Below are 21,678 nucleotides of genomic sequence, written 5' to 3' on the forward strand. Positions count from 1 at the left end.
AGAACCGGGACGACCAGGACTGTCACGCGCCGCCGAAGCGCTCTGCTCGGACGTCGGACAGGTCGTGGCCGAGCTCGCCGAGCCACCGCAGCACCTGCTCGACGAACGGGGTCGACCCGCAGACGTAGACGAGCGCTCCGGACCCGGGCGGCAGGACGGCCCGATCGAGTCGCTCCCGTGTGAGACGCCCCACGGGTTCGTCGGACCCCTCCGGAGCGCGTCGGCTGTACACGTGCGTGACCTCGAGCGGCGCGGCCGCGCGCAGGGCGTCCGCGAGCTCCTCGCGGAAGAACACGTCCTCCGGCGTGCGGGTGGCGTACAGCAGCCGGAACGGCGTCCGGTCGGCGGCCTCGGCGTGCGCGGTGACCATCGGGAGCAGCGGGACGATGCCCGACCCGCCGGCGATCAGCTGCACGGGCCTCGTCGACGCACCGGGCCGCCACACGAACCACCCGCCGAGGGGCCCGTGCACGTCGAGGGCGTCGCCGACCTCGATCGCGTCGACCAGGAACGGGGAGACCTCGCCGCCCTCGACCCGGTCGACCGCGAGCGTCACCCGGGTGCCCGCACCGGACGAGGCGATCGAGTAGGAGCGCGACGCCTGGTAGCCGTCCTCGGCGGTGAGGCGCAGGTCGAGGTGCTGCCCCGGGTCGTTGCCCGGCCAGGTCGGGACGTCGAGGACGATGCGGCGCGCGACCGGGGTCTCCGGTGCGACGGAGGCGACCGTGGCGGCGTGCCAGGCCGGCCGTCTGCGGGCGGGGGCCGACGCGCTCGGGGCGGTCCGCGCCTCCAGGCCGTCGACGGGGGAGGGACCGCTCACCAGTACCGCTCCTCCTTCCAGGGGTCGCCGTGCATGTTGTAGCCGGCGTTCTCCCAGAAGCCCGGCTCGTCCTCGGCCTGCATGACGATGCCGCGCACCCACTTCGCGCTCTTCCAGAAGTACAGGTGGGGCACGAGCAGGCGGGCCGGGCCACCGTGCTCGGGGGTGAGGGGCGCGCCGTCGGCCTCGAAGGCGATCCACGACCGTCCACCGAGCAGCTCGGCGCGTGGCACGTTCGTCGTGTAGCCCCCGAAGCTGTGCACCGTGCAGAAGTCGAGCGAGGTCTCGACGTCCGCGAACAGGCGGTCGAGGGAGACGCCACGCCAGGGCATGTCGAGCTTCGTCCAGTGGGTGACGCAGTGGATGTCGACGGTGACGTCCTCGACGCCGAGGGCGTGCACCTCGTCCCAGGTCCAGGTGCGGAGCCCCGTCTCGGTGCGGATGGAGAAGCTCCAGTCGGCCGGCTCGATGTCGGGGGTGGCCCCGGCGGAGAGCACCGGCCAGTCGCGCACGAGGGTCTGTCCGGGCGGGATGCGCGGGTCGTCGCGGTCGTCGCGGCGGCCGCCGAAGCCCCGGGTGAACGTCGCCATGGAAGCTCCTCGTCTCGGTGCGGCGGCTCCCCGCCGTCCCGCTCGGTCCGGCGCTCCCGCGGACCCGCCGTGTAACGGATCGGTAAACACTGGAGCGCGTCGTCACCAGCGTACCGATGCCCTCGGATCGGTGCGCCCACGGGCATCGAGGGGGCGCCGAGCGGCCGTCGGGCCGAGCAGCGGGGCTCGCGCTCCGAGCTGACTCCCTCTATCGTTCACCGGAACGATTACCAGGAGGGGTCACCCCGAATGCAACCCATCGTCCACGACGACCGCGACGTCCGCGGTCCCAGCCGGCGCACACTGCTGACCGGTGCCGCCGGGCTGGCCGGGCTCGGCCTGCTCACGCTCACCGGGTGCAGCTCCGGCGCGGCAGCCGGCACCGCGGCGCTGCCCGAGGCCGCCGTGACCGGCGCGACCCGAGCGGGGGGACGGCTCCGGGTGGCACGCCCCGCTGCCTCCGCCGCGGAGACACTCGACTCGGCCAGCTCGCTGTCCGCCTACGAGTACCTCGGTGCCCTGTACAACCGGCTGGTCAGGCTCGACGAGCAGGGGACGACCGTACCCGACCTCGCCGAGGAGTGGTCCGCGAACGCCGACGGCACCGAGTGGACGTTCCGTCTCCGGCGTGGCGTGCGCTTCCACGACGGCGCACGGTTCACCGCGGACGACGCGATCGCGAGCATCCGGCACATCCTCGACGAGGCGACCGCGTCGCCGCAGGCCGGGGTCCTCGGTGAGGTCATGGACGCCTCGTCGATGACCGCGGTCGACCCGCACACGCTCCGCTTCGCGCTCACGAAGCCGAACGCCGAGTTCCCGTCGCTGCTCACCGCTTACCAGTGCTACATCGTGCCGGCGGGCGCCGTCGCGGACATCGGCCGGACGGGCATCGGCACCGGTCCCTTCCGCCTCTCCTCCTTCACGCCCGCCGGTGCCGGGAGCGTCGAGGCGTTCGAGGACCACTTCGCGGGCCGCCCGACGCTCGACGGCATCGACTTCTTCTCCGTCCAGGACACCACCGCGCGCGTCAACGCCCTGCTCGCGGGCCAGGTCGACCTCATCTCGCAGACGAACCTCGACTTCGCCACCGCCCGGGTCGTCGCGGCCTCGGACCGAGCGACGATCGCCCGCTCCACGAACGCGCAGTGGTACACGATCCCGATGCTCGCGACGAGCGACGAGTTCGCCGACCCGAGGGTCCGACAGGCGATGAAGCTCGCGTACGACCCGCGGACGATCGTCGACACGGCCCTGCAGGGCACGGGGGCGCCCGGCTGGGACAACCCGGTGCCGCCGCAGCTCGCCGCCTTCGTCGACGAGCACCGCGAACACGACCCGGACAAGGCGCGCGCACTGCTCCGGGCCGCCGGTGCCGAGGGGCTCCGCACGTCCATCTACACGTCGTCCTACGAGTCGGTCTTCACCCCGATGGCGGTGGCCTACCGCGACGCGGTCGCCGACGCGGGCATCCGGCTGACGATCCGGAACGCGAGCGCCGACTCCTACTACACCCAGATCTGGATGCAGAAGCCGCTCATGGTGAGCTACTGGTTCACCGGGCGACCGATCGACCAGCTGCTCAACCAGATCTTCCGCACCGGATCCTCCTACAACGAGAGCGCCTGGTCGAACCCGACCTTCGACACGCTCCTCGACGACGCCCGCGCCGAGATGGACGACGCGAAGCGCCGGACGCTCTACCAGGACGCCCAGCGGCTCGTCGTCGAGGACGGCGCCGACATGACCCCGATGTTCGGGGACCGCCTGGTCGGGCTGTCCCGCGACGTCGTCAACTACTCGGAGTACGGCTTCGAGTTCGACTGGCTCCGGATCGGACTGCGCCGATGAACGTCCTCGTCCCCGCCCTCCGTCGACTCGGCATCGCCGTGCTCACGGTGGTCCTCGCATCACTGTTCGTGTTCCTCGCGGTGCAGGCGCTGCCCGGCGACGTCGCGCAGCAGCTGCTCGGGCAGAACGCGACGCCCGAGGCGGTCCAGCAGCTCCGGGCGACCCTCGGACTCGACGAGAACGTCTGGCTCCGGTACCTGCAGTGGCTCGCCGGCGCCGCACACGGCGACTTCGGCACGTCGCTCGTCAGCGGCGAGCCGGTGGCGCCGACGCTCCTCACGGCGTTCCGGAACAGCATGCTCATCGCCCTCCCGGCGATGCTGGTCGGCGTGACGCTGTCGCTCGCGCTCGGCGTGCTCGCGGGTGTCCGCCGCGGTCGTGCGACCGACCGGATCGTCTCGACCGTCAGCCTCCTCGTGATGAGCGTCCCCGAGTTCATGGTCGCGACCGTCCTGGTGCTGCTGTTCGCGATCGGCCTGCCGGTGTTCCCGGCCGTCGTGCTCCGCGGGAGCGACGCCACCGTCGCGGAACTCCTGCCGACCGTCTGGCTGCCGATCGTCGTGCTGACGCTCGCGATGGCGGCGTACATCCTCCGCACCGCGCGCTCGTCGACCATCGACGTGATGGCGTCCGAGTTCGTGACCACCGCCGAGCTCAAGGGCCTGACGATGCGCAGGGTGGTGTGGAAGCACGCACTGCCGAGCGCGCTGCTGCCGACGCTCAACGTCATCGCGCTCAACGTCGCCTGGCTGCTCGGCGGGGTGGTGGTCGTGGAGAACGTCTTCAACTACCCGGGCATGGGCAAGCTCATGCTCGAGTCGGTCTCGAACCGCGACCTGCCGACCATCGAGGCGATCGCGCTGCTGAGCGCCCTCGTCTACGTCGTCTGCAACCTCGCGGCCGACCTCGTCGCCCTCGCACTCGACCCGAAGCTCCGCACGCGGCAGCGCCGCACCCGGACCCGCCCGGTCCGCAGCACACGGAAGGCCCACGCATGACCGCCGTCGCCCCACGCTCCCGCAGCGTCCTCGGCGCGGCCGTCGCGCCGTTCCGCAGCTCGACGGCACTCGGCGTCGGCCTCGCGTTCATCGCCGTGCACCTCGTGCTGGCGGTGCTCGCGCCCGTCATCGCCGGACACGACCCCGTCGCGACGGACGCCGCGGACGTGCTCGCCGGCCCGAGCTGGGCCCACTGGCTCGGCACGGACCAGTACGGACGCGACCTGCTGTCGCGCACGCTCAACGGCGGCCGGTACGCGCTGCTCGTGACCTTCCTCGCCACCACCATCGCCGTCGCCGTCGGTAGCGTCCTCGGCTGCGTCACGGCGTACGCGGACAACTGGTTCGACGAGGTCGTCATGCGCGTGGTCGACGCGCTGCTCAGCGTGCCCTCGATCCTCGCGCTCCTCGTCGTCGTGACCGTCTTCGACGCCGGACTCTGGGTCATCGTGCTCGCGGTGACCGTCGTCTACGCACCCGCCGTCACCCGCGTCGTCCGTGGTGCCGCGCGGACGGTGATCACGCAGGACTACGTCACCGCGGCCCGCGCCCGCGGCGAGCGCGCCGTGTCGATCGTGTTCCGTGAGATCCTGCCGAACGTGCTCGACGTCGTCCTCGTCGAGTTCGCCATGCGGGCGTCCTGGATCGTCCTGCTCGTCGCGTCGCTGTCCTTCCTCGGCTTCGGGGCGAACCCACCGACGCCCGACTGGGGGCTCATGGTGCAGGAGAACCGGACGGCGCTGACCGTGGTGCCGCTCGGCACCCTCGCGCCGATCGTGGCGCTGGCGACGCTCGTCGTCGGCCTCAACCTCGCCGCCGACGGGCTGGCCAAGTCGCTCGGCGTCGACCGCGCACAGCAGGGAGCGGGCGCATGACCGACCAGCAGACCGTCCACCGCCCGCAGGCGGGGGAGCCCGAGCAGCGGCCGCTCGTGCGCGTCGAGGACCTCGCCGTGTCCTACGCCGCCGGGCGTCGCACGGTGCCCGTCGTACGCGGCGTGTCCTTCAGCGTCGCCGCTGGTCGCACGCTCGGCCTCGTCGGTGAGTCGGGCAGCGGCAAGTCCACCGTGGCCCGCACCCTGCTCGCACACCTGCGCGCCGGGTCGCGCATCACCGACGGCCGCGTCCTCGTCGACGGTCAGGACGTCTTCGCCCTCTCGGCCGCGGGGCGTCGGGCGCTGCGGGGCGGGACGGCCTCGGTGGTGGCGCAGAACGCCGGGCAGGCGCTCACCCCGTCGATGCGCGTCGGGGAACAGGTCCGCGAGGCCCTGCGCGCACACGGCGAGCCCGACGGGCCCGACCGCGTCGTGGAGCTCCTGCGGCTCGTCCGGCTCCCCGACCCCGACACCATCGTCCGGCGCTTCCCGCACCAGCTCTCCGGTGGGCAGCAGCAGCGCGTCGCCATCGCCATGGCGGTCGCCGCGCGCCCGCGCGTCCTGGTGCTCGACGAACCGACGACCGCGCTGGACGTGGTCACGCAGGCGGCCGTCCTCGACCTCGTCGCCGATCTGGGCCGCGAGCTCGGCATGGCCGTGCTGCTCGTGAGCCACGACCTCGGGGTGGTGTCCGCGATGGCGGACGAGATCGCCGTCATGCGCGCCGGTGAGGTCGTCGAGCACGCCGCGACGGCGGCGCTCTTCGCCGCGCCGCAGCACGAGTACACCCGCGCGTTGCTCGCCGCGGTACCGGACGGCCGACGGCCGGAGCAGCGACGGCCGGAGCAGCGCCGGACGGGAGGCGCGGACCGCCCCCGGCGCGACGCGCGCGTCCCCGGGACGGTCGCCGACACCGCGACCGGCAGCGCGCCTCCCGGGTCGCCGGTCGAGCCGGCGGTCGAGCGCCCCGTCGTCGACGCCCAGGACCTGGTGGTCCGGTACCGACGCGGCCTGCCGGCCGCCGTCGACGGTGTCTCGTTCGCCATCGCGCCGCGCGAGACCCTCGCGGTCGTGGGGGAGTCGGGCAGCGGGAAGTCCACGCTCGCGACGACCCTCGCCGGCCTCGTGCCCGCCGAGTCGGGCTCGTTCACCTACGACGACGGCACGGTGCGCGGTGACCTCCGCGAACAGGTCGCGGCGCGGTCGCAGGAGCTCCGACGTGCCGTGCAGCTCGTGTTCCAGAACGCCGACACCTCGCTCAACCCCCGTCGCACCGTCGGTGCCGCCGTCGGTCGGCCGCTCCGGCTGTTCACCGGGAGCTCCTCGCGGGCGCGCGTCGGCGAACTCCTCACGCAGGTCGGACTCGGCCCGGAGTACGCCGACCGGCTGCCGGCGCAGCTGTCCGGCGGACAACGGCAGCGCGTGGGCATCGCCCGCGCTCTGGCAGCCGAGCCCCGGCTCGTGATCGCCGACGAGATCACCACGGCGCTGGACGTGCAGGTCCAGGCCGGCATCCTCGCGCTGCTCGACGACCTCCGCCGCGAGCGCGGGCTGAGCTGCCTGTTCATCAGCCACGACCTCGCCGTCGTGCGGGGCGTCGCCGACCGGGTGGCGGTGATGACCGGCGGGCGCATCGTCGAGGTCGGTCCGACCGAGCGCGTCTTCACCGGGACGAACCACCCGTACACGCGCACCCTGCTGCGGGCGACGCTCGAACCGGGGCAGACCGAGCTCCCCGACGTCGGCGACGGCGTGCAGCGCTGGCGGGACGCCCCGGGCTGGACGGACCACGGCGACGGACACCGCACGAGGAACTGGGAGGACGCATGAGCACCCCGCACCTGACCGCGATCGGTCCCGACCTGCGGCTGCCCGAGGGCGTCACGGTCCGGGACGAGTGGATCCCGATGCCCGACGGCGTCCGGCTGCACGCGCGCACCTGGGCTCCCGCCGACCCCGACGGACCGCTGCCGGTGCTCCTGGAGTACCTGCCGTACCGGCTCGACGACTGGACCGCCCCCCGCGACTCCGAACGGCACCCCTGGTACGCGCAGCACGGGTACGCGTCGGTCCGGGTCGACATCCGCGGCACGGGGTCGTCGGACGGCTTCTTCGACGACGAGTACAGCGAGCAGGAGCTCCGTGACGGCGAGGCGGTCATCGCGTGGCTCGCCGCGCAGCCGTGGTCCTCGGGTGCGGTCGGGATGTTCGGCATCTCGTGGGGTGGCTTCAACGCGCTGCAGCTCGCCGCACGGGCCCCGGCGGCCCTGCGGGCGATCGTCACGGTGTGCTCGACCGACGACCGGTACGACAACGACGTGCACTACGTCGGCGGTGCGGTCCTCGGCATCGACATGACGGCCTGGGGCGCCACCATGTTCGCCTTCAACTCGCGACCGCCGCGTCCCGAGGTCGTCGGGCCGGACTGGGTCGACCGGTGGCGGGCACGGCTGGACCGGAACCGGCCGATGACCCCCGTGTGGCTGTCGCACCAGGAGCGCGACGACTACTGGCGGCACGGCAGCGCGGGTGAGGACCACTCGGCGATCCGGGCAGCGGTGCTCGCGGTCGGCGGGTGGGCGGACCCCTACCGGGACGCCGTGCTCCGCCTGGTGGAGCACGTCGACGCACCGGTGAAGGGCATCGTCGGTCCGTGGTCGCACCAGTACCCGGACCGCGGTCTCGCGCCGGGGCCGTCCATCGGGTTCCTGCAGGAGACGCTCCGGTGGTGGGACCGGTGGTTGCAGGACGTCGACACCGGGGTCGAGGACGACCCGGCCCTCCGCGCCTGGATCAACGAGGGCGAGGCCCCCGCCACCCACTACGCCGAGCGCCGGGGCCGGTGGGTCGCCGCCGAGGCCTGGCCGTCGACCGCCTCCGCCGACCGCACGGTCCCCCTCGACCTGCTGCGCGGTGGTGGGGACGGCCCGGTGGTCGTGCGGTCGCCGCAGCACACCGGGGTCGACGCCGGTCGGTTCTTCCCGTTCGGCAACGCCACCGACCTGCCGCCGGACCAGCGCGCCGAGGACGGCCGCTCGGTGTGCTTCGACCTGCCCGTCGACGAGGCGTTCGACGTCCTCGGCAACGTCACGGTGCGCCTCACCGTGACGAGCGACCTCCCGCGGGCGACGCTCACGGTCCGGCTGTGCGACGTCGCGCCGGACGGGTCCTCCACACTCGTGACCCGCGGCGTGTGCAACGCCGCGAAGCGGGCCGGAGCCGACCGTGCCGACCCGCTCGAGCCCGGCGTGCCGACCGAGCTGGACGTCCGGCTCGTCTCGACCGGACACCGCTTCGCCGCGGGCCACCGGGTGCGGCTCGCGGTGTCCTCGTCGTACTGGCCATGGGTCTGGCCGCACGGTGCCGCGGCGACCGTGACGCTCGACCCGGCGACGTCGTCGGTCACCCTGCCCACGTGGACGAGGGCGACGGACGACGGTGTGCGGTTCGAGGAGCCGGTCCGGTCGACCCCCCTCGCGATCGAGCGGACCTCGCCCGTCGACCCGCTACCGCAGCGGACCGTCACGCACGACGTGGAGACCGGCGAGTGGACCCTCGACGTCGACCCGGGGTACGGCGGCGGCCGCGTCTACCCGGACGGGCTCGTCTTCACCGAGGACGCGCGCGAGACGTACCGGATCCGACAGGACGACCCGACGAGCGCTCGTGCCACCTCGCGCTGGGCGATCGGGCTCGACCAGCCGGATTGGGCGGCACGGGTCGAGACGACGTCGGACGTGACCGCGACGGCCGACGCCTTCCACCTGGTGAACACCGTGCGCGCCTGGGCCCGCGACGGCGCGACCGGAGCGCCCGAGGTGCTCGTCGCCGAGCACACCTTCACCGACGAGGTCCCGAGGACGTCGGCGTGACCGGGGCCTCCCGCGTCCGGCAGCGTCCGGAGGTGCGCCGGGCGATGATCGTCGACGCGGCGCGCGCGGTCATCGTGCAGCGCGGCGTCGGCGCGACGGGCCTCCGCGACATCGCGGCGGCGGCGGACGTGTCGGTCGGCACGGTGACCTACCACTTCGGCAGCGTCGCGGAGATCCTCAACGAGGTCGTCGTGCTCGAGACGGAGCGCTTCTACGGTGCGATCGTCGCCGCGGTGGACGCCGAGCCGGACCCCGTGGTCGGACTCCGCATGCTCGTCGGACCACTGTTCGGCGACACCGAGCAGGTCCGGCAGCACTGGCGCATCTGGTCGGACTACTGGACCGCCGTCGCCCGACGGCCGGAGGTCGCAGCGGAGTACGCCGAACGGATCCGCGTGTGGGAGGCGTGCCTCGTCCGTGTGGTCGAGCGCGGGCTCGCCGACGGCGTGTTCCACACCGACGACGGCCCGGAGGTCGTGGCGCTGCGACTCGCGGCCTACAGCGACGGTGTCGCGACGCAGATCGCGCAGGGCGTCCCGACCCTCACCAACGCGGTCGCGCTCGCGTGGATGTGGCGGTTCCTGTCCCAGGAGCTGGGGATCGACGCGGCAACGATCGCGGGCGCGGGGCAGGGGACCCCCGACGAGGGCTGACGTGCCCCGGTCCTGCTCCGCCGGAGCGGGGCAGCGCCGGAGCACGTCAGCGCCGGTGCGCGCTCGTCTCGTGGTCGTCGAACAGGACGTCGGGAGCGTCGACCCGGCGGTCGGTCACGGTGGTCGGGCTCTCGAGGTGCACGGCGCCGGACGGCAGGATGCCCGCGCCGCCGAAGCGCTCCATCACCCGCCACTGCGCGACGACGTCCTCGCCGGAGTGCTGCGGGGGCAGGGCGTCCCAGAACCGGAAGCCCCCCACCTGTTCGAGGGCGTCACGGTCGTAGACGACGCACGCGCCGACCCAGGCGACCCGGTAGGGCACCCACCCTCCGGTCTCGACGTCGAGCTCCGCTGCGACGTGTGCCAGGTTCGCGGCGTTGTGCAGCGACAGCCGGTCGAAGCCGGGCGTCCCGCGGCGAACGACCTCGGGCACGACCGGGCCGTCCCACGGTTCGAACACGGCGGTCTCGTGCGGTCGACGGTCCTCCAGGTACGACAGGCCCTGGACGGCGCTGCCGACGAAGCCGCACCCCAGGTCGCGGAGCGCGTCGAGCATCCGGCGGACGGTGCCCGGTTCGAGCCAGACGTCGTCGTCGAGGTAGAGCACCGCGGGAGCGGTCGCGTGGTCGAGGAGGTGCTGGCGGTGTTCCGCCAGACCACGCCGTTCCGGGTGGGCGAGGAGCGTGACGGGACGGCCCTGTGCCTCCAGGACGCGGAGCATCGCGGCCACCGCCGGTTCGGAGGCGGCGTCCTGGCCCGCTGACTGGTCGCTGAGGACCAGGCGCAGGTCGACGTCGGTCTGTGCCGCGAGCCCGGCGAGCGTCGTCGCGAGCTCGGCCGGCCGCCCGACGGTCGGCACCAGGACGTCGACCTCGGCCGGACCGCGGTCGTCCGTCCGGGGGCGTGCCCAGGCACCGGACCAGCGGGCGGCGGTCACGGTGCCGGGTCGGGCTCGACGGCGGGTGCCGTGGAGTCCGCGGTGTCGGTCGCCGGAGCCGTGCCGGCGGCTGCGGCCGCGGCGGCGGTGGCCTCGCGGATGCGCCGCACGACCGCGGTCGTCGAGTGCTCCGGCACGTAGTCGACCATCACGACCTCACCGCCGTACGCCCGGACGACCCCCGTCTCCTCGAGCATCTCGGGGGAGTAGTCGCCGCCCTTGACGTAGACCTCGGGGCGCAGGCGCTCGATGAGCGGGATCGGGGTGTCCGTCGCGAAGACGGTCACGAGGTCGACGCAGGCGAGGGCTGCGAGCACGCCCGCCCGGTCCTCGGCGGTGTTGATCGGACGCTCCGGACCCTTCAGCCGGCGGACCGAGTCGTCGTCGTTGAGGGCGACCACGAGCAGGTCGCCGAGCTCGCGGGCCTGCCGGAGGTAGGTGGTGTGCCCGCGGTGCACGACGTCGAAGCAGCCGTTCGTGAAGACCACGCGACGGCCGGCGGCACGGGCGGCGTCGACGGCCAGGGCGAGGTCGTCGTGGTCGACCACGGTCGCGGCGGGGGCCGTCACGGAGTCGATCAGGGCCGCGGCGGTGCAGACCGAGGTGCCCGCCTCGCGGACCACGACGTCGGCGGCGGCCTGCGCCACCGCGATCGCGTCACGGAGCGGAGCACGCACGGCCAGGGCGACCGTGGCGGCGGCACAGAACGTGTCGCCCGCGCCGGATGCCTGCTGCTCCGACGCCGGCGTCGCGCGGGTTCGGAAGGCCTGGTCCGCGCCGGGCTCGAGCAGGACGGTGCCGTCGCGGTCGAGGGTGACGACCGCCGCACGGGCGCCGCTGCGGGCGAGGACCTCCTGCCGGGCGTCTACGACGACCGGCACCCGGGCCGAGCCGGCTCCGAGGTCGCGACCGAGCAGGCCGGCGGTCTCGCCGGCGTTCGGGGTGACCAGGTCGGGGTGCAGGTCGGCCCACCGCGTCAGGTCGTGGGCATCGACGACGACGGTACCGGGGCGGTCGCGGTCGAGGACGGGCACGACGTCCTCGGGTTGCACACCGAGGCCGTAGTCGCACACCACGGCGGCGTCGGCGCCCCGGACGGCGCGGGCGACGGCCTCGCCGAGGCGGGTACCGGCGTGCGCGTCCGGCGTCGCCGCGATCTCGTCGACGCGGACGACCACGCGGTCGCCGCCGACCACCCGCGACTTCGTGGTGGTGCGGGCACCGGCGACCTCGACCAGGTGGGTCGTGTCGACGCCGGCGGTCTCGAGCCGGTCGCGGAGGACGCGTCCGGACTCGTCGTCACCGATGAGTCCGACCATGCGGACACGGGCGCCGAGGGCGCGGGCGTTCACCGCCGTGTTCGCGGCGCCGCCCGGGACGGCGACCGTCTCGGTCACACGGACCACGGGCGCCGGGGCCTCGCGGGAGACGCGCTCGGCCTCCCCGACGGTCCAGCGGTCGAGGATGCAGTCGCCGATGACGACGACGAGCGGTTCGCGGTCGTCGACCGAGGCGACCAGGTCGCGGACGAGACGGACGTCGGCGGTCATCGGGTTCCTCCGGTGGTGCGTGCGGGGGCGGACTCGAGGTGCACGACGGTGGTGGTCGTCATCTCGTCGAGCAGGTGCGGGCCGTAGCCGAAGCCGGCGCCCGAGGCCCCGCGCGGCTGGGCGCTGCCGCCCGGTGCGCCGCCGAACACCGCGTTCACCTTGACGGTGCCGACGGGGAGCTCGGCTGCGGCGCGGAGGGCGTGACCGGTGTCGCCGGTGAGCACCGTCGCGGCGAGGCCGTACCGGTCGGCCGCGGCGAGGCGCAGGCCCTCGTCGAACGACTCGACGACGCGGACCGGTGCGAGGGGACCGAAGGTCTCCTCGGTCATCACGACCATGTCGTCGGTGCAGTCGGTCAGGACGGTGGCCGGGTAGAACGTGCCGACACCGCCGGGCGTCGTCCCGCCAGTGCGCACGGTGGCGCCGCGCTGCACGGCGTCGTCGACGTGCGCCTGCACCGTGCCGCGGAGCCGGTCGTCGACGAGCGGACCGAACTCGGCGGCGGGCGATGCCGTCCGTCGCTCCGCCTCGGCGACGAGCGCCGCGGTGAACTCCTCGGCGACATCGCGGTGCACGTAGACGCGCTCGACGCTCGTGCAGATCTGACCCGTGTTCGCGAAGGCGCCGAGCGCGACCTGTGCGGCGGCCCACGCGGGGTCCACGTCGGCGTCCACGACGACCGCGTCGTTGCCGCCGTTCTCGCGGATGACGTGCGCGCGCGTGCTCGCGGCGACCTCGGAGAGGCGGTCGCCGGTGGCGGTGGAGCCGACGTGGGCGTACACGTCGATGCCGTCCTGCTCGAGCAGCGCCTCGCCGGTCGAGGCGTCACCGTCGACGCCCACCAGGACGCCCTCCGGCAGGACCTCGGCCAGCAGCGTGTTCAGCCGGGCGATCGTGCCGGGGCACCGCTCGCTGCCCTTGTGCACCACGGTGTTCCCGGTGACGAGCGCGGCACCGAGGATCCCGAGCGCCACGGCCACCGGGTCGTTCCACGGCGTCAGGGCGAGCACCACGCCGCGGGGGTGGGGGACCGACCAGTCGGCCGCACCGAACTGCCCGCGGAGCGCCTCGCCGCGGTGGACCGGGCCGAGCTCGGCGTACTGCACGAGCGTCCCGATGCCGGCCTGCACGCCGCCCATCGCGTCGCCGGGCACCTTCCCGGTCTCGCGGGTGTTCAGGTCGGCGAGCTCCTGGGCGTGGTCACGGAGGTGCGCTGCTGCTGCGTGCAGCAGGGCTCCGCGCTCCGCCGGTGCGGTGCGCGCCCACGCGGGTGCGGCCGCCCGTGCGCGCGCGACAGCGTTCGCGACGTCCTCGCTCGTGGAGCGCGGGGTCGTCGTGGCGATCGACCCGTCGACGGGGTCGGTGACGACCATGTGGTCGGTGTCGGTCGCGGTCGCTGACGGGGTGGCGAGGGTCATGGTGTCCTTCCGGAGACGGGCGTACGGTTCCACGCTGCTCCCGGGGACCTGTGCGGGGTGCCGGTTTCGGGTGCTCGGTCCGGAGAGCGCACCGGTCGGGTCCGGGACGGCGTCGGCCCGGCAGCGCTCTCGGCTCGGTTCCGGTAGACGGGTGTGGTGCAACTGATCGGCAACGGTGGAGAACGCTTCGACGACGTCCGGGAGATCGCGGTGCTCCGCGGCGGTGGCCTGGGGGACCTGCTCTTCGCGGTCCCCGCGATCGAGGCGCTGCACGCCGCGTACCCCGACGCCCGCATCACGCTGCTCGGGAGCCCGCTGGCCTCGGCGGTCCTGCGCGGACGGACCGACGCGGTGCACGCGTTCGAGGAACTCCCGGTGTCGCCCGGGGTGCGGGACGCCGGGGAGGGTGCGCCGGCGCTGCACGACTTCGAGTCGCGGCTCCGCGGCCGGTTCGACCTCGCCGTCCAGCTGCACGGCGGCGGTCGGAACTCGAACCCGTTCCTGCTGCGCCTCGCCGCACCGCACACCGTCGGCACCGCGACCGAGGACGCCGAGGTCCTGGAGCGGTGGGTCCGCTACGTCTACTACCAGCACGAGGTGCTCCGCGGGCTCGAAGTCGTCTCGCTCGCCGGTGCCGCCCCGGTCACCCTGGACCCGCGCGTGCACGTGAGCGCCGAGGAGCGCCGTGCCGTGCGCGACCGCCTCGGCGTCGCCGGCCACCTGGTGGCCGTGCACCCCGGCGCGACGGACCCGCGGCGCCGGTGGAGCCCCGAGCGGTTCGCAGCCGTGGTGTCCGCGCGGCTCGACGCCGGCGACGACGTCGTGCTCGTCGGCGACGCGACGGACGTGCCGGCGGCGCAGGCCATCCGCGGTGCCGTGCCGGTGGCCCTGCACGACCGTCTCCACGACCTGACCGACGCCCTGCCGCTCGCGGAGCTCCCCGCGGTGCTCGCGGCCGCTGACGTCATGGTCGGCGACGACTCCGGCCCGCGGCACCTCGCCGTCGCGGTCGGCACCCCCACGGTCGGCGTGTTCTGGTTCGGCAACGTGGTGAACGCGGGCCCGATCGACCGCGGACGGCACCGGGTGCACATGTCCTTCGTCACGCGCTGCCCGGTGTGCGGCATCGACGTGACCCAGGTCGGGTGGACCGCTGAGCGCTGCGAGCACGACCCGTCGTACGTCGACGAGGTCCAGCCCGAGGCCGTGCTCACCGACGTCGAGGACCTCCTCGCGACCGTGCGACCCCGGGAGCGAACGGCCGCACCGGTCGTCTGAGCCGGCGCAGGAGTGCACCCGGACGCCGGCTCCGACCCCGTCGGGAACCGAGCGATCGGGCGGGACGTGCCACGCGCACTGCGCCGAGCGGGCGCGATCCGTCGCCGGGCGGCGCCGAGCGTGACGGATCGGGCCCGCTCGGAGAACCGAGCGGGCAGACCCAGCGGGCAGACCCAGCGGGCAGACCGAGCGGACAGCCGGGCAGCTGGACCGAACGACGGGAGGCGCGGTACCGACCGGCACCGCGCCTCCCGTTGCGTCGTCAGCGGGGCCTACGGCCAGCTGGGCTCCGTCGCGGGCATGATCGACAGCTCGCGGATCTCGCAGCCGGCCGGCTGCGACAGCGCGAACAGGATCGAGTTCGCCACGTACTCCGGCTCGATGAGCTGCGCGTCCGGGCCCGGCTTGTACTGCTCGGTCCGGCCCTCGAAGAACGCGGTGCGCATGCCGGCGGGGATGATGTTCGTCACACCGATGCGCCCGGCGGTCTCGGCGGCCAGCGCCTGCGAGAAGCCGCGCACGCCGAACTTCGACGCCGAGTAGGCCGTGCCGTCGCCGACGCCCTTGAGCGCGAGCGACGACGAGATCGTCACGACTCGGCCGTGCGTCGCCTCGAGGGCGGGCAGCGCGGCGCGCACCACGGCGGCGGTGCCGAGCAGGTTGACCCCGACGATGCGCTCCCAGTCGCCCGAGGAGATCCCGCCGATCGGCGCGGGCTTGTCGATGCCAGCGGCGGTCACGACGGCGTCGAGTCCGCCGTGGCGCTCCGCGGCCTCGCGGACGGCGCGCTCGGTCGCCTCGGTGTCCGTGACGTCCACGGCGACGGCGTCGGTGCCCTCCGGGACGCCGTCGACGCGCAGGTCGAGGACGATGGGGGTGCCGCCGGCCTCGACGACCGCGGCGACGACGGCCGCGCCGAGACCGGAGGCGCCGCCGGTGACGAGGACGCGACCGATGGGGGTGGTGGGGACGGGCATGGACTTCCTTCCGGGAGTGGCGTGGTGCCGGTCCGTCGGCGGTGCCGACGGGACGTGTGTGGTGACCGGTGACGGACGGGAGGCCCGTGGCGGCGGTGCGCCGTGCCTCCCGTCCGACGTGTGGTCGGGGTGGGTCCTCAGCCGACCGCGGCGAGTGCCGCGGCGAGCCGCGTGGTGGACCGACCGGGGTGGAACGGGACGGTGACGACCCGACCGCCCCACTCGGCGAGCGTGGCTGCCTCGGGGAGCTCGCTCGCGGCGTAGTCGCCGCCCTTCGCCCAGACGTCCGGGCGGAAGCGGCGGAGGGCCTCGTCCGGGGTGTGCTCGTCGAAGACGACCACGGCGTCGACGCAGTCGAGCGCGAGCAGCAGCTCGACCCGGTCGTCCTGCGTCATGATCGGGCGCTCCGGCCCCTTGAGGGCGCGCACCGAGTCGTCCGAGTTGAGGCAGACCACCAGGCAGTCGCCGAGCGCCCGCGCTGCGGAGAGCGTGCGGGCGTGCCCGGCGTGGAGCAGGTCGAAGCAGCCGCCGGTGGCGACGACGGTCCCACCGGCGCTGCGGACGTCGTGCACGACGCGCAGCGCGTCGCGGTCCACGCCGGGGACGGGCACCGGAGCCGGGCCGTCGTCGGCGAACAGCGCGGTCACGCCGCCGGCTGCGAGGTACTCCGAGGCAGCGAGCACGCCCGCGGCGACGGCCTCCGCGACGTCGGCACCCTCGGCGAGGGCGATGGCGACGCCCGCGGCGAGGCGGTCACCGGCGCCGCACGGGTCGCCGGCGGTGACGGACGGGGCCGGGACGAACCGGCTGTCCAGCGCGGCCGGCCGGGTGCCGTCCCCGCTGCGACGCGAGGCGACGAGTGCGCCGCGGTCGCCCATCGTGACGGCGACGGCGTCGACGTCCCAGGTCCGGACGAGCTCGGCCGCGGCGTCCGTGGCGAAGGGCACGCCCTCGCCGGACAGGTCGGTGAAGCGCCGGGCCTCGCTGGTGTTCGGGGTCACGACCGCGGTGCCCGCGACGGGGGAGGCACCCTTCGGGTGCGGGTCCCAGACCACGGGCGTCGTGCGGGCCACGGCGGCGAGGGCGGTACGGAGCCCGTCGGCGGCCGCGACGCCACGGCCGTAGTCGGCGACGACGATCGCGTCGGCGCCCTCGAGCGCCGCGGTCATCTCGGCGGTCGTGCCGGGGACGGGCGGGGTGGCGCACCCCTCGTCGATGCGGACGAGCGCGTGGTCGACCACGCGGACGCGGGTCTTCACCGGGGTCGGCGCACCGGACGGACCGGCGACGACGTGCACGTCGGGCAGCAGGGCGCGGATCTCGTCGGCACGATCGTCGTCGCTCAGCACGGTGACGAGCGTCACGTCGTGGCCGTCGCGTACGAGCATCGAGGCGACCAGGCCGGCGCCACCGGCACGACGGTCGTCGGTCCGGACGTCGACGACCGGGACGGGGGCGTCCGGGCTGAGCCGTTCGCTCGTGCCCGAGACGTCGACGTCGAGCAGGGTGTCGCCGACGACGACGATGCGACGCCGGGTGCCGTCGCCGGAGCCCGGCGTCGCGCTGGCGGTGCGCTCCGTGCCGCTCACCGGCGGCCGCCGCGGCGGAGGGCCGGCTCCATCGCACGGCAGAGGGCGTGCACGAGGACGAGCTGCGCCTCCTGCACGTTGGCCGAGGGGCCCTCGATGCGGATCGCGTCGTCGACCGCGTCGGCGAGCGGGTTCGGCCCGGGGCCGGTCATCGCGATCGAGCGTGCACCGACGGCCCGAGCGGCCTCGGCCGCGCGGAGCAGGTTCGGGCTCTTGCCGCTCGTGCTGAGCAGCACGACGACGTCACCGGCGCGCGCGTGCGCCGTCACCTGGCGGGCGAAGACCTGGTCGTAGCCGTAGTCGTTCCCGATCGCGGTGACGGCGGAGCTCTCGGCGTGCAGGGAGATCGCCGAGTACGCCGGACGGTCCCCGTCGAAGCGGCCGGTCAGCTCGGAGGTGAGGTGCTGGGCCTCCGCCGCCGAGCCGCCGTTGCCCGCGGCGAGCAGCCGACGGCCCGCGACGAGCCGCGCGGCGATGTCGTCCGCCCACGCCGCGATGTGGTCCTTGTGGTCGACGAGCGAGGCGATCACGGGCACCGAGGCGGCGATGTGGTCGACGACGGTCCGGACGCTGGCGCTCTCGGTCTCCGGCTCACGCGTGCCGGTCTGCTGCTCGATGGTCATCGTGCGGTCCTCTCCGTCGGGTGCGGCAGCACCGCGGGCGTCGGGCGGGCGGTCCGTCCGGCGCGTCCGGGACGGGCGCCCGGGATGGTCGTGGCGGGGGTGATCCCGACGGGGTCGTTCGACACGGGTGCCGTGTCGGTCCCGGTGGCCGCGACGGCGGGCGTGGCGAGGCCGTTCGCGGCGCCGGCGACGAGGCGCTCGTACACGCGCTCGCTCTCGGCGGCGACCTTGTGCCAGGTGTACCGGGACTCGGCGCGCTCGCGACCCGCGCGTCCGTACGCGTCGCGCCGCTCGCGGTCGTCGAGCAGCGCGCCCACGGCGGCGGCCACGGCCTCCTCGTCGCGGGGCGGGACGTGCAGGCCGGTGGCGTCCTCCACGACGGTGTCGATGAGTCCGCCGACGCTCGACGCGACGACGGCACGACCGCACGCCATGGCCTCGAGCGGCACGATGCCGAAGGGCTCGTACCAGGGGGCGCACACCACGACGTCGGCGCTGCGGTAGACGGCGGGCATGTCGTGCTGCCCGAGCTGGCCGCGGAAGGTCACGTGCTCGCGCACCCCGAGCGAACGGGCCAGGGCGTCGAGGCGCTGGTACTCCGGGTCGTCGGCGAGGTCGGCTCCGGCCGTGCCGGCTCCGCCGACCACCACGAGCTCGGCCTCGCGGCCCTCGTCGAGCAGCTTCGCGAGCGCGGCGATGGTCGTGCCGACACCCTTCCGGCGCACCAGGCGCGACGCGGTGAGCACCCGGAAGGGGCGCCCACGCTCCTCGACGGGGCCGTCGGGCCGGAAGAGCTCGGTGTCCACACCGCACGGCACCACGGAGATGGCGTGCAGCGGCACGCCGAGGGTCTTGAGCTCGAAGGCCTCGTCGGAGCACGTCGCGACGACCTGGTCGACGCTCCGGCCCACGGCGGGCTCGATCCACTCGCGCTCCGCGGGGCTCGTGTCCGCGGTGCCCTGGTGGCGACGCTTCACGACGCCCAGCGCGTGGAAGGTCTGCACGACCGGGATCCGGACGCCACCGGTGCGGGCGTGGACCTGCTTGACGGCCTCGAGCGCGGCGTACCCGGACATCCAGAAGTGCCCGTGCACCACGTCGGGGCGGTCGACGAACCACTCCGCCGCGAGCACCGAGGCGAACGTGTCCATGAACGGGAACAGGTCGTCCTTCGGGACGTGGCGGGCGGGCCCGGCGTCGACCTGCACGACCTCGACGCCCGGGCGCAGCAGCACGCGGACGGGCTGGTCGGCGTCGTCGCGCCGCGTGTACACGGTCACCTGGTGGCCGCGGTCCGCGAGGGCCGCGGACAGCTCGGCGACGTGCACGTTCTGTCCACCGGCGTCGACTCCGCCGAGCACCGCGAGCGGGCTCGCGTGCTCGGACACCATCGCGATCTTCATCGGAGGCTCCCTTCCAGCGCGGCGTCCGCCGCGCGTCCGCGTCGCGCACCACGCGCGACGGCGTCGTCGAGGAGGTCGTCCCAGTCCGCCAGGTACCGGCCGAGCGCGTGCCGCTCGAGCGCGGCCTCTCGGGCGACGGCACCGCGGCGACGGGCCTCCTCGGGGTCCTCCAGGAGCGTCCTGGAGGCACGGACCAGCTCGTCGACGTCGGTCGCGATCGCGCCGGCCTCGGCGGGCACGGTCCGTGGTGCGTCGGTCGTCGCGAGCACGAGGACCGGCATCGCCATGTGCATCGACTCGATCAGCGACAGGCCGAGCGACGTCCAGCGGTTCGGGTGCACGTACGCGCGTCGTTGCGCGAGTGCGGCGTGCATGGGGTCTGCGGGGACGTCGCCGAGGGCGACGACGCGGTCGCCGAACCCGAGTTCGGGGAGCCGGTCGGTGCCCATGCCCCAGAGGTCGACGGGTGCGACCTCGGCGAAGCGGGGGAGCAGGTCCGTGCCGACCACGCGGCCCCGGCGGACCGGTTCGTTGATGACGACACCGAAGCGCTCGAGCGCGCCGGTGTAGAGCGGGCCCGGGTCGACGACGCCGTGCTCGACCACCGTCGTGCGGGTCGTGCCGCAGTCCCACATGAGGGCGTTCCAGTGCGTGACGTGCGCGATCACCAGGTCGTCGCGGTCGCGCATCGGGTGCAGGCTGCTCGGGACGTCGACGCGCGGGGCGTTGTGCTCGACGAAGACCACGGGGACCTCGCGGCCGCGGAGCAGGCGACGGGCCTCCTCGAGCTCCTCGGTGCGCTGCAGGACGACCACGTCGACCTCGGCGTCGGCGACGTCGGCCGGGTCGATCTCGATCGCGTTCGCCGGCCAGTCGCGGCCGCCCCGCCCGAGCCCCCAGCCGTCGCGGGCCGGTGTGGTGGGGATGAGGTACTCGTGGGGGCCGCGGACGAAGGCGTCCATCCAGCCGCCGTGCACGTGCCACACGAGGATCCGCATGCAGGGCCTTTCGACGGTTCGGTGCCCCTCCGGACAGCTGCCCCGCCGGCGCTCGCGCGCGCTGCGCGGGTGCCGGGAAGAGGAGCAGGAGGAGCAGTGGCGCACGCTACGGGAGCACTGCTGGTCCTCCTCGCAGCTTCTCCTGCTTCATCCGCTGAGCGCACTGCCGTCCGCGACGGCGCCGGACCCGGTGCCGCGCGCCAGCAGGCGTCCGTGTGCGTCGAGGACGTCCTGCACGCGCACTCCGGACAGGCACGGGTGGCCCGGGACCGAGCACTCCCGCGCACGGCTCAGGCGGCAGGCGGCGGTCTGGTCGCCGAGCAGTTCCACCTCAGGTGCGTACGGGGCCCACTTCACCGCCGGCACCACCGGCGAGAACAGGCTGACGATGCGCGCCCCCACCGCGGCGGCGAGGTGTGCCGGGCCGGTGTTGCCGACGACGACGACCTCGGCGCCGGCGAGGACCGCGGCGAGCTCGGCGGGCGACGTCCGACCGCCGAGGTCGACCGCGGTGTCGCCCGCGACGGCGGCCGTGAGCGCCCGCTCGCCGGGGCTGCCCGTGACGACCACGGGGACCCCGCGCTCGGCGTAGGCCGCGACGAGGGCACGGTGGTGCTCCTCCGGCCAGGAGCGCGCCGGGACGCTCGCGCCGGGGTGGACGACCACGTAGCGGTCCAGGGCGGCCACCTCGGGTGGTGCGACGGCGTCGATCCGCACCACGAGCCTCCCGTCGTCATCCGCCGGCAGGGCGAACCCGGCGGCCTCGGCGATGCGGAGGGCGCGCTCCGGCTCCGGGAGGTCCTCCGGCAGGTCCTCGCCCGGGCGGAGCCGCACGTCGAGCAGCGACCCGGGGTGGTCGACCGACGCACCGGAGACCCGGGGCACCCCGGCCAGGCGGAGCAGCAGGGCGACCGGCAGGGGCGACTGGTGGAACGAGGTGAGCACGACGGCCTCGTCGGGCTGTTCCTCGGTGACGAGCGCACGGAACTCGCCGAGCAGCGCGTCGTCGATCGGCCGCGCGGTCTCGGTCACCCAGGGCGCTGCCCAGACCCGCACCCGGTCGACCCCGGGCAGCAGGTCTGCGGCCGGGGAGCCCTGGGGGCCGCAGAGCATCGTGACGTGCGCGGCCCCCGCGGCGACGGCGCGCACGGCGGGGCCGGCCACCAGGACGTCGCCGAACGAGTCGAGCCGGACGACCAGGACGCGCGGACCGGTCCGCTCGTCGGCCGTGGTCGACTCCGCACCCT

18 protein-coding genes are annotated in these 21,678 nt (G+C 74.6%); 7 read left to right on the forward strand and 11 right to left on the reverse strand.

All coding sequences use genetic code 11. The annotated features are described in order from the left end of the window. Positions 1-22 precede the first annotated feature (22 nt). Both ACIQFY_RS02045 and ACIQFY_RS02050 read right to left on the reverse strand, forming a co-directional pair. Positions 23-820, reverse strand: a complete 798-nt coding sequence (locus ACIQFY_RS02045; RefSeq protein ID WP_271826142.1) for an FAD-binding oxidoreductase — start codon at positions 818-820, stop codon at positions 23-25. After that, positions 817-1,410 (reverse strand): molybdopterin-dependent oxidoreductase, encoded by a 594-nt coding sequence (locus ACIQFY_RS02050; RefSeq protein ID WP_066654225.1) that lies wholly within the window; start codon positions 1,408-1,410, stop codon positions 817-819. The genes ACIQFY_RS02045 and ACIQFY_RS02050 overlap by 4 nt, the downstream gene beginning before the upstream one ends. Before the next feature lie 249 nt (positions 1,411-1,659). Here ACIQFY_RS02050 and ACIQFY_RS02055 point away from each other — a divergent pair, with 249 nt between their 5' ends. The 6 genes from ACIQFY_RS02055 to ACIQFY_RS02080 are packed head-to-tail and all read left to right on the forward strand — an operon-like array spanning position 1,660 to position 9,658. Next, positions 1,660-3,261: an ABC transporter substrate-binding protein gene (locus ACIQFY_RS02055; protein ID WP_400338088.1), complete on the forward strand. Its 1,602-nt coding sequence runs from the start codon at positions 1,660-1,662 to the stop codon at positions 3,259-3,261. After that, on the forward strand, positions 3,258-4,259 hold the full coding sequence (locus ACIQFY_RS02060) for an ABC transporter permease (RefSeq protein ID WP_066654229.1): 1,002 nt from the start codon (positions 3,258-3,260) through the stop codon (positions 4,257-4,259). The genes ACIQFY_RS02055 and ACIQFY_RS02060 overlap by 4 nt, the downstream gene beginning before the upstream one ends. Then, positions 4,256-5,134, forward strand: coding sequence for an ABC transporter permease (locus tag ACIQFY_RS02065; protein WP_066654231.1), 879 nt, complete (start codon positions 4,256-4,258; stop codon positions 5,132-5,134). The genes ACIQFY_RS02060 and ACIQFY_RS02065 overlap by 4 nt, the downstream gene beginning before the upstream one ends. Continuing rightward, positions 5,131-6,963 (forward strand): ABC transporter ATP-binding protein, encoded by a 1,833-nt coding sequence (locus tag ACIQFY_RS02070; protein ID WP_066654233.1) that lies wholly within the window; start codon positions 5,131-5,133, stop codon positions 6,961-6,963. The genes ACIQFY_RS02065 and ACIQFY_RS02070 overlap by 4 nt, the downstream gene beginning before the upstream one ends. After that, positions 6,960-9,005, forward strand: a complete 2,046-nt coding sequence (locus ACIQFY_RS02075; RefSeq protein WP_251160231.1) for a CocE/NonD family hydrolase — start codon at positions 6,960-6,962, stop codon at positions 9,003-9,005. Before ACIQFY_RS02070 ends, ACIQFY_RS02075 begins: the two co-directional genes overlap by 4 nt. Beyond that, a complete protein-coding gene (locus ACIQFY_RS02080; protein WP_251160230.1) occupies positions 9,002-9,658 on the forward strand; it encodes a TetR/AcrR family transcriptional regulator in 657 nt (218 codons plus the stop codon). The genes ACIQFY_RS02075 and ACIQFY_RS02080 overlap by 4 nt, the downstream gene beginning before the upstream one ends. 46 nt (positions 9,659-9,704) lie before the next feature. On the opposite strand, the gene ACIQFY_RS02085 is transcribed toward ACIQFY_RS02080, so the two are convergent. From ACIQFY_RS02085 to ACIQFY_RS02095, 3 genes are read right to left on the reverse strand one after another with little or no spacing between them, the layout of a single operon-like run. Further along, positions 9,705-10,595 carry a glycosyltransferase family 2 protein gene (locus tag ACIQFY_RS02085; protein WP_066654242.1) on the reverse strand — a complete coding sequence of 297 codons (891 nt, stop codon included), beginning with the start codon at positions 10,593-10,595 and terminating at the stop codon, positions 9,705-9,707. Next, a complete protein-coding gene (gene rfaE2 / locus ACIQFY_RS02090; RefSeq protein WP_209682645.1) occupies positions 10,592-12,145 on the reverse strand; it encodes a D-glycero-beta-D-manno-heptose 1-phosphate adenylyltransferase in 1,554 nt (517 codons plus the stop codon). Before rfaE2 ends, ACIQFY_RS02085 begins: the two co-directional genes overlap by 4 nt. Continuing rightward, positions 12,142-13,563, reverse strand: coding sequence for an aldehyde dehydrogenase (locus ACIQFY_RS02095; RefSeq protein WP_209682643.1), 1,422 nt, complete (start codon positions 13,561-13,563; stop codon positions 12,142-12,144). The genes rfaE2 and ACIQFY_RS02095 overlap by 4 nt, the downstream gene beginning before the upstream one ends. A gap of 156 nt (positions 13,564-13,719) precedes the next feature. Between ACIQFY_RS02095 and ACIQFY_RS02100 the strand changes: the two genes are divergently transcribed. Then, positions 13,720-14,841 (forward strand): glycosyltransferase family 9 protein, encoded by a 1,122-nt coding sequence (locus tag ACIQFY_RS02100; protein WP_209682640.1) that lies wholly within the window; start codon positions 13,720-13,722, stop codon positions 14,839-14,841. A gap of 272 nt (positions 14,842-15,113) precedes the next feature. Here the strand turns inward: ACIQFY_RS02100 and ACIQFY_RS02105 are convergent, their stop codons facing one another. From ACIQFY_RS02105 to ACIQFY_RS02130, 6 genes are all read right to left on the reverse strand, one after another. Continuing rightward, a complete protein-coding gene (locus tag ACIQFY_RS02105; RefSeq protein WP_066654246.1) occupies positions 15,114-15,818 on the reverse strand; it encodes an SDR family oxidoreductase in 705 nt (234 codons plus the stop codon). 137 nt (positions 15,819-15,955) lie between these two features. Then, a complete protein-coding gene (locus tag ACIQFY_RS02110; RefSeq protein ID WP_209682638.1) occupies positions 15,956-17,407 on the reverse strand; it encodes a PfkB family carbohydrate kinase in 1,452 nt (483 codons plus the stop codon). Beyond that, the gene (locus ACIQFY_RS02115; RefSeq protein ID WP_066654250.1) at positions 17,404-18,030 is read right to left on the reverse strand and encodes an SIS domain-containing protein; all 627 of its coding nucleotides are present in this window, start codon (positions 18,028-18,030) and stop codon (positions 17,404-17,406) included. Before ACIQFY_RS02115 ends, ACIQFY_RS02110 begins: the two co-directional genes overlap by 4 nt. Continuing rightward, positions 18,027-19,433 (reverse strand): glycosyltransferase, encoded by a 1,407-nt coding sequence (locus tag ACIQFY_RS02120; RefSeq protein ID WP_400338093.1) that lies wholly within the window; start codon positions 19,431-19,433, stop codon positions 18,027-18,029. Before ACIQFY_RS02120 ends, ACIQFY_RS02115 begins: the two co-directional genes overlap by 4 nt. Beyond that, entirely contained in the window at positions 19,430-20,431 is a 1,002-nt protein-coding gene (locus tag ACIQFY_RS02125) for a glycosyltransferase (protein ID WP_066654252.1), read from the reverse strand. The genes ACIQFY_RS02120 and ACIQFY_RS02125 overlap by 4 nt, the downstream gene beginning before the upstream one ends. A 147-nt stretch (positions 20,432-20,578) precedes the next feature. After that, positions 20,579-21,631, reverse strand: a complete 1,053-nt coding sequence (locus tag ACIQFY_RS02130) for a glycosyltransferase family 9 protein (protein ID WP_400338391.1) — start codon at positions 21,629-21,631, stop codon at positions 20,579-20,581. Positions 21,632-21,678: the final 47 nt, after the last annotated feature.

Origin of the sequence: Curtobacterium sp. NPDC092190, assembly GCF_044755625.1 — a bacterium.
Classification (GTDB): Bacteria; Actinomycetota; Actinomycetes; order Actinomycetales; family Microbacteriaceae; genus Curtobacterium.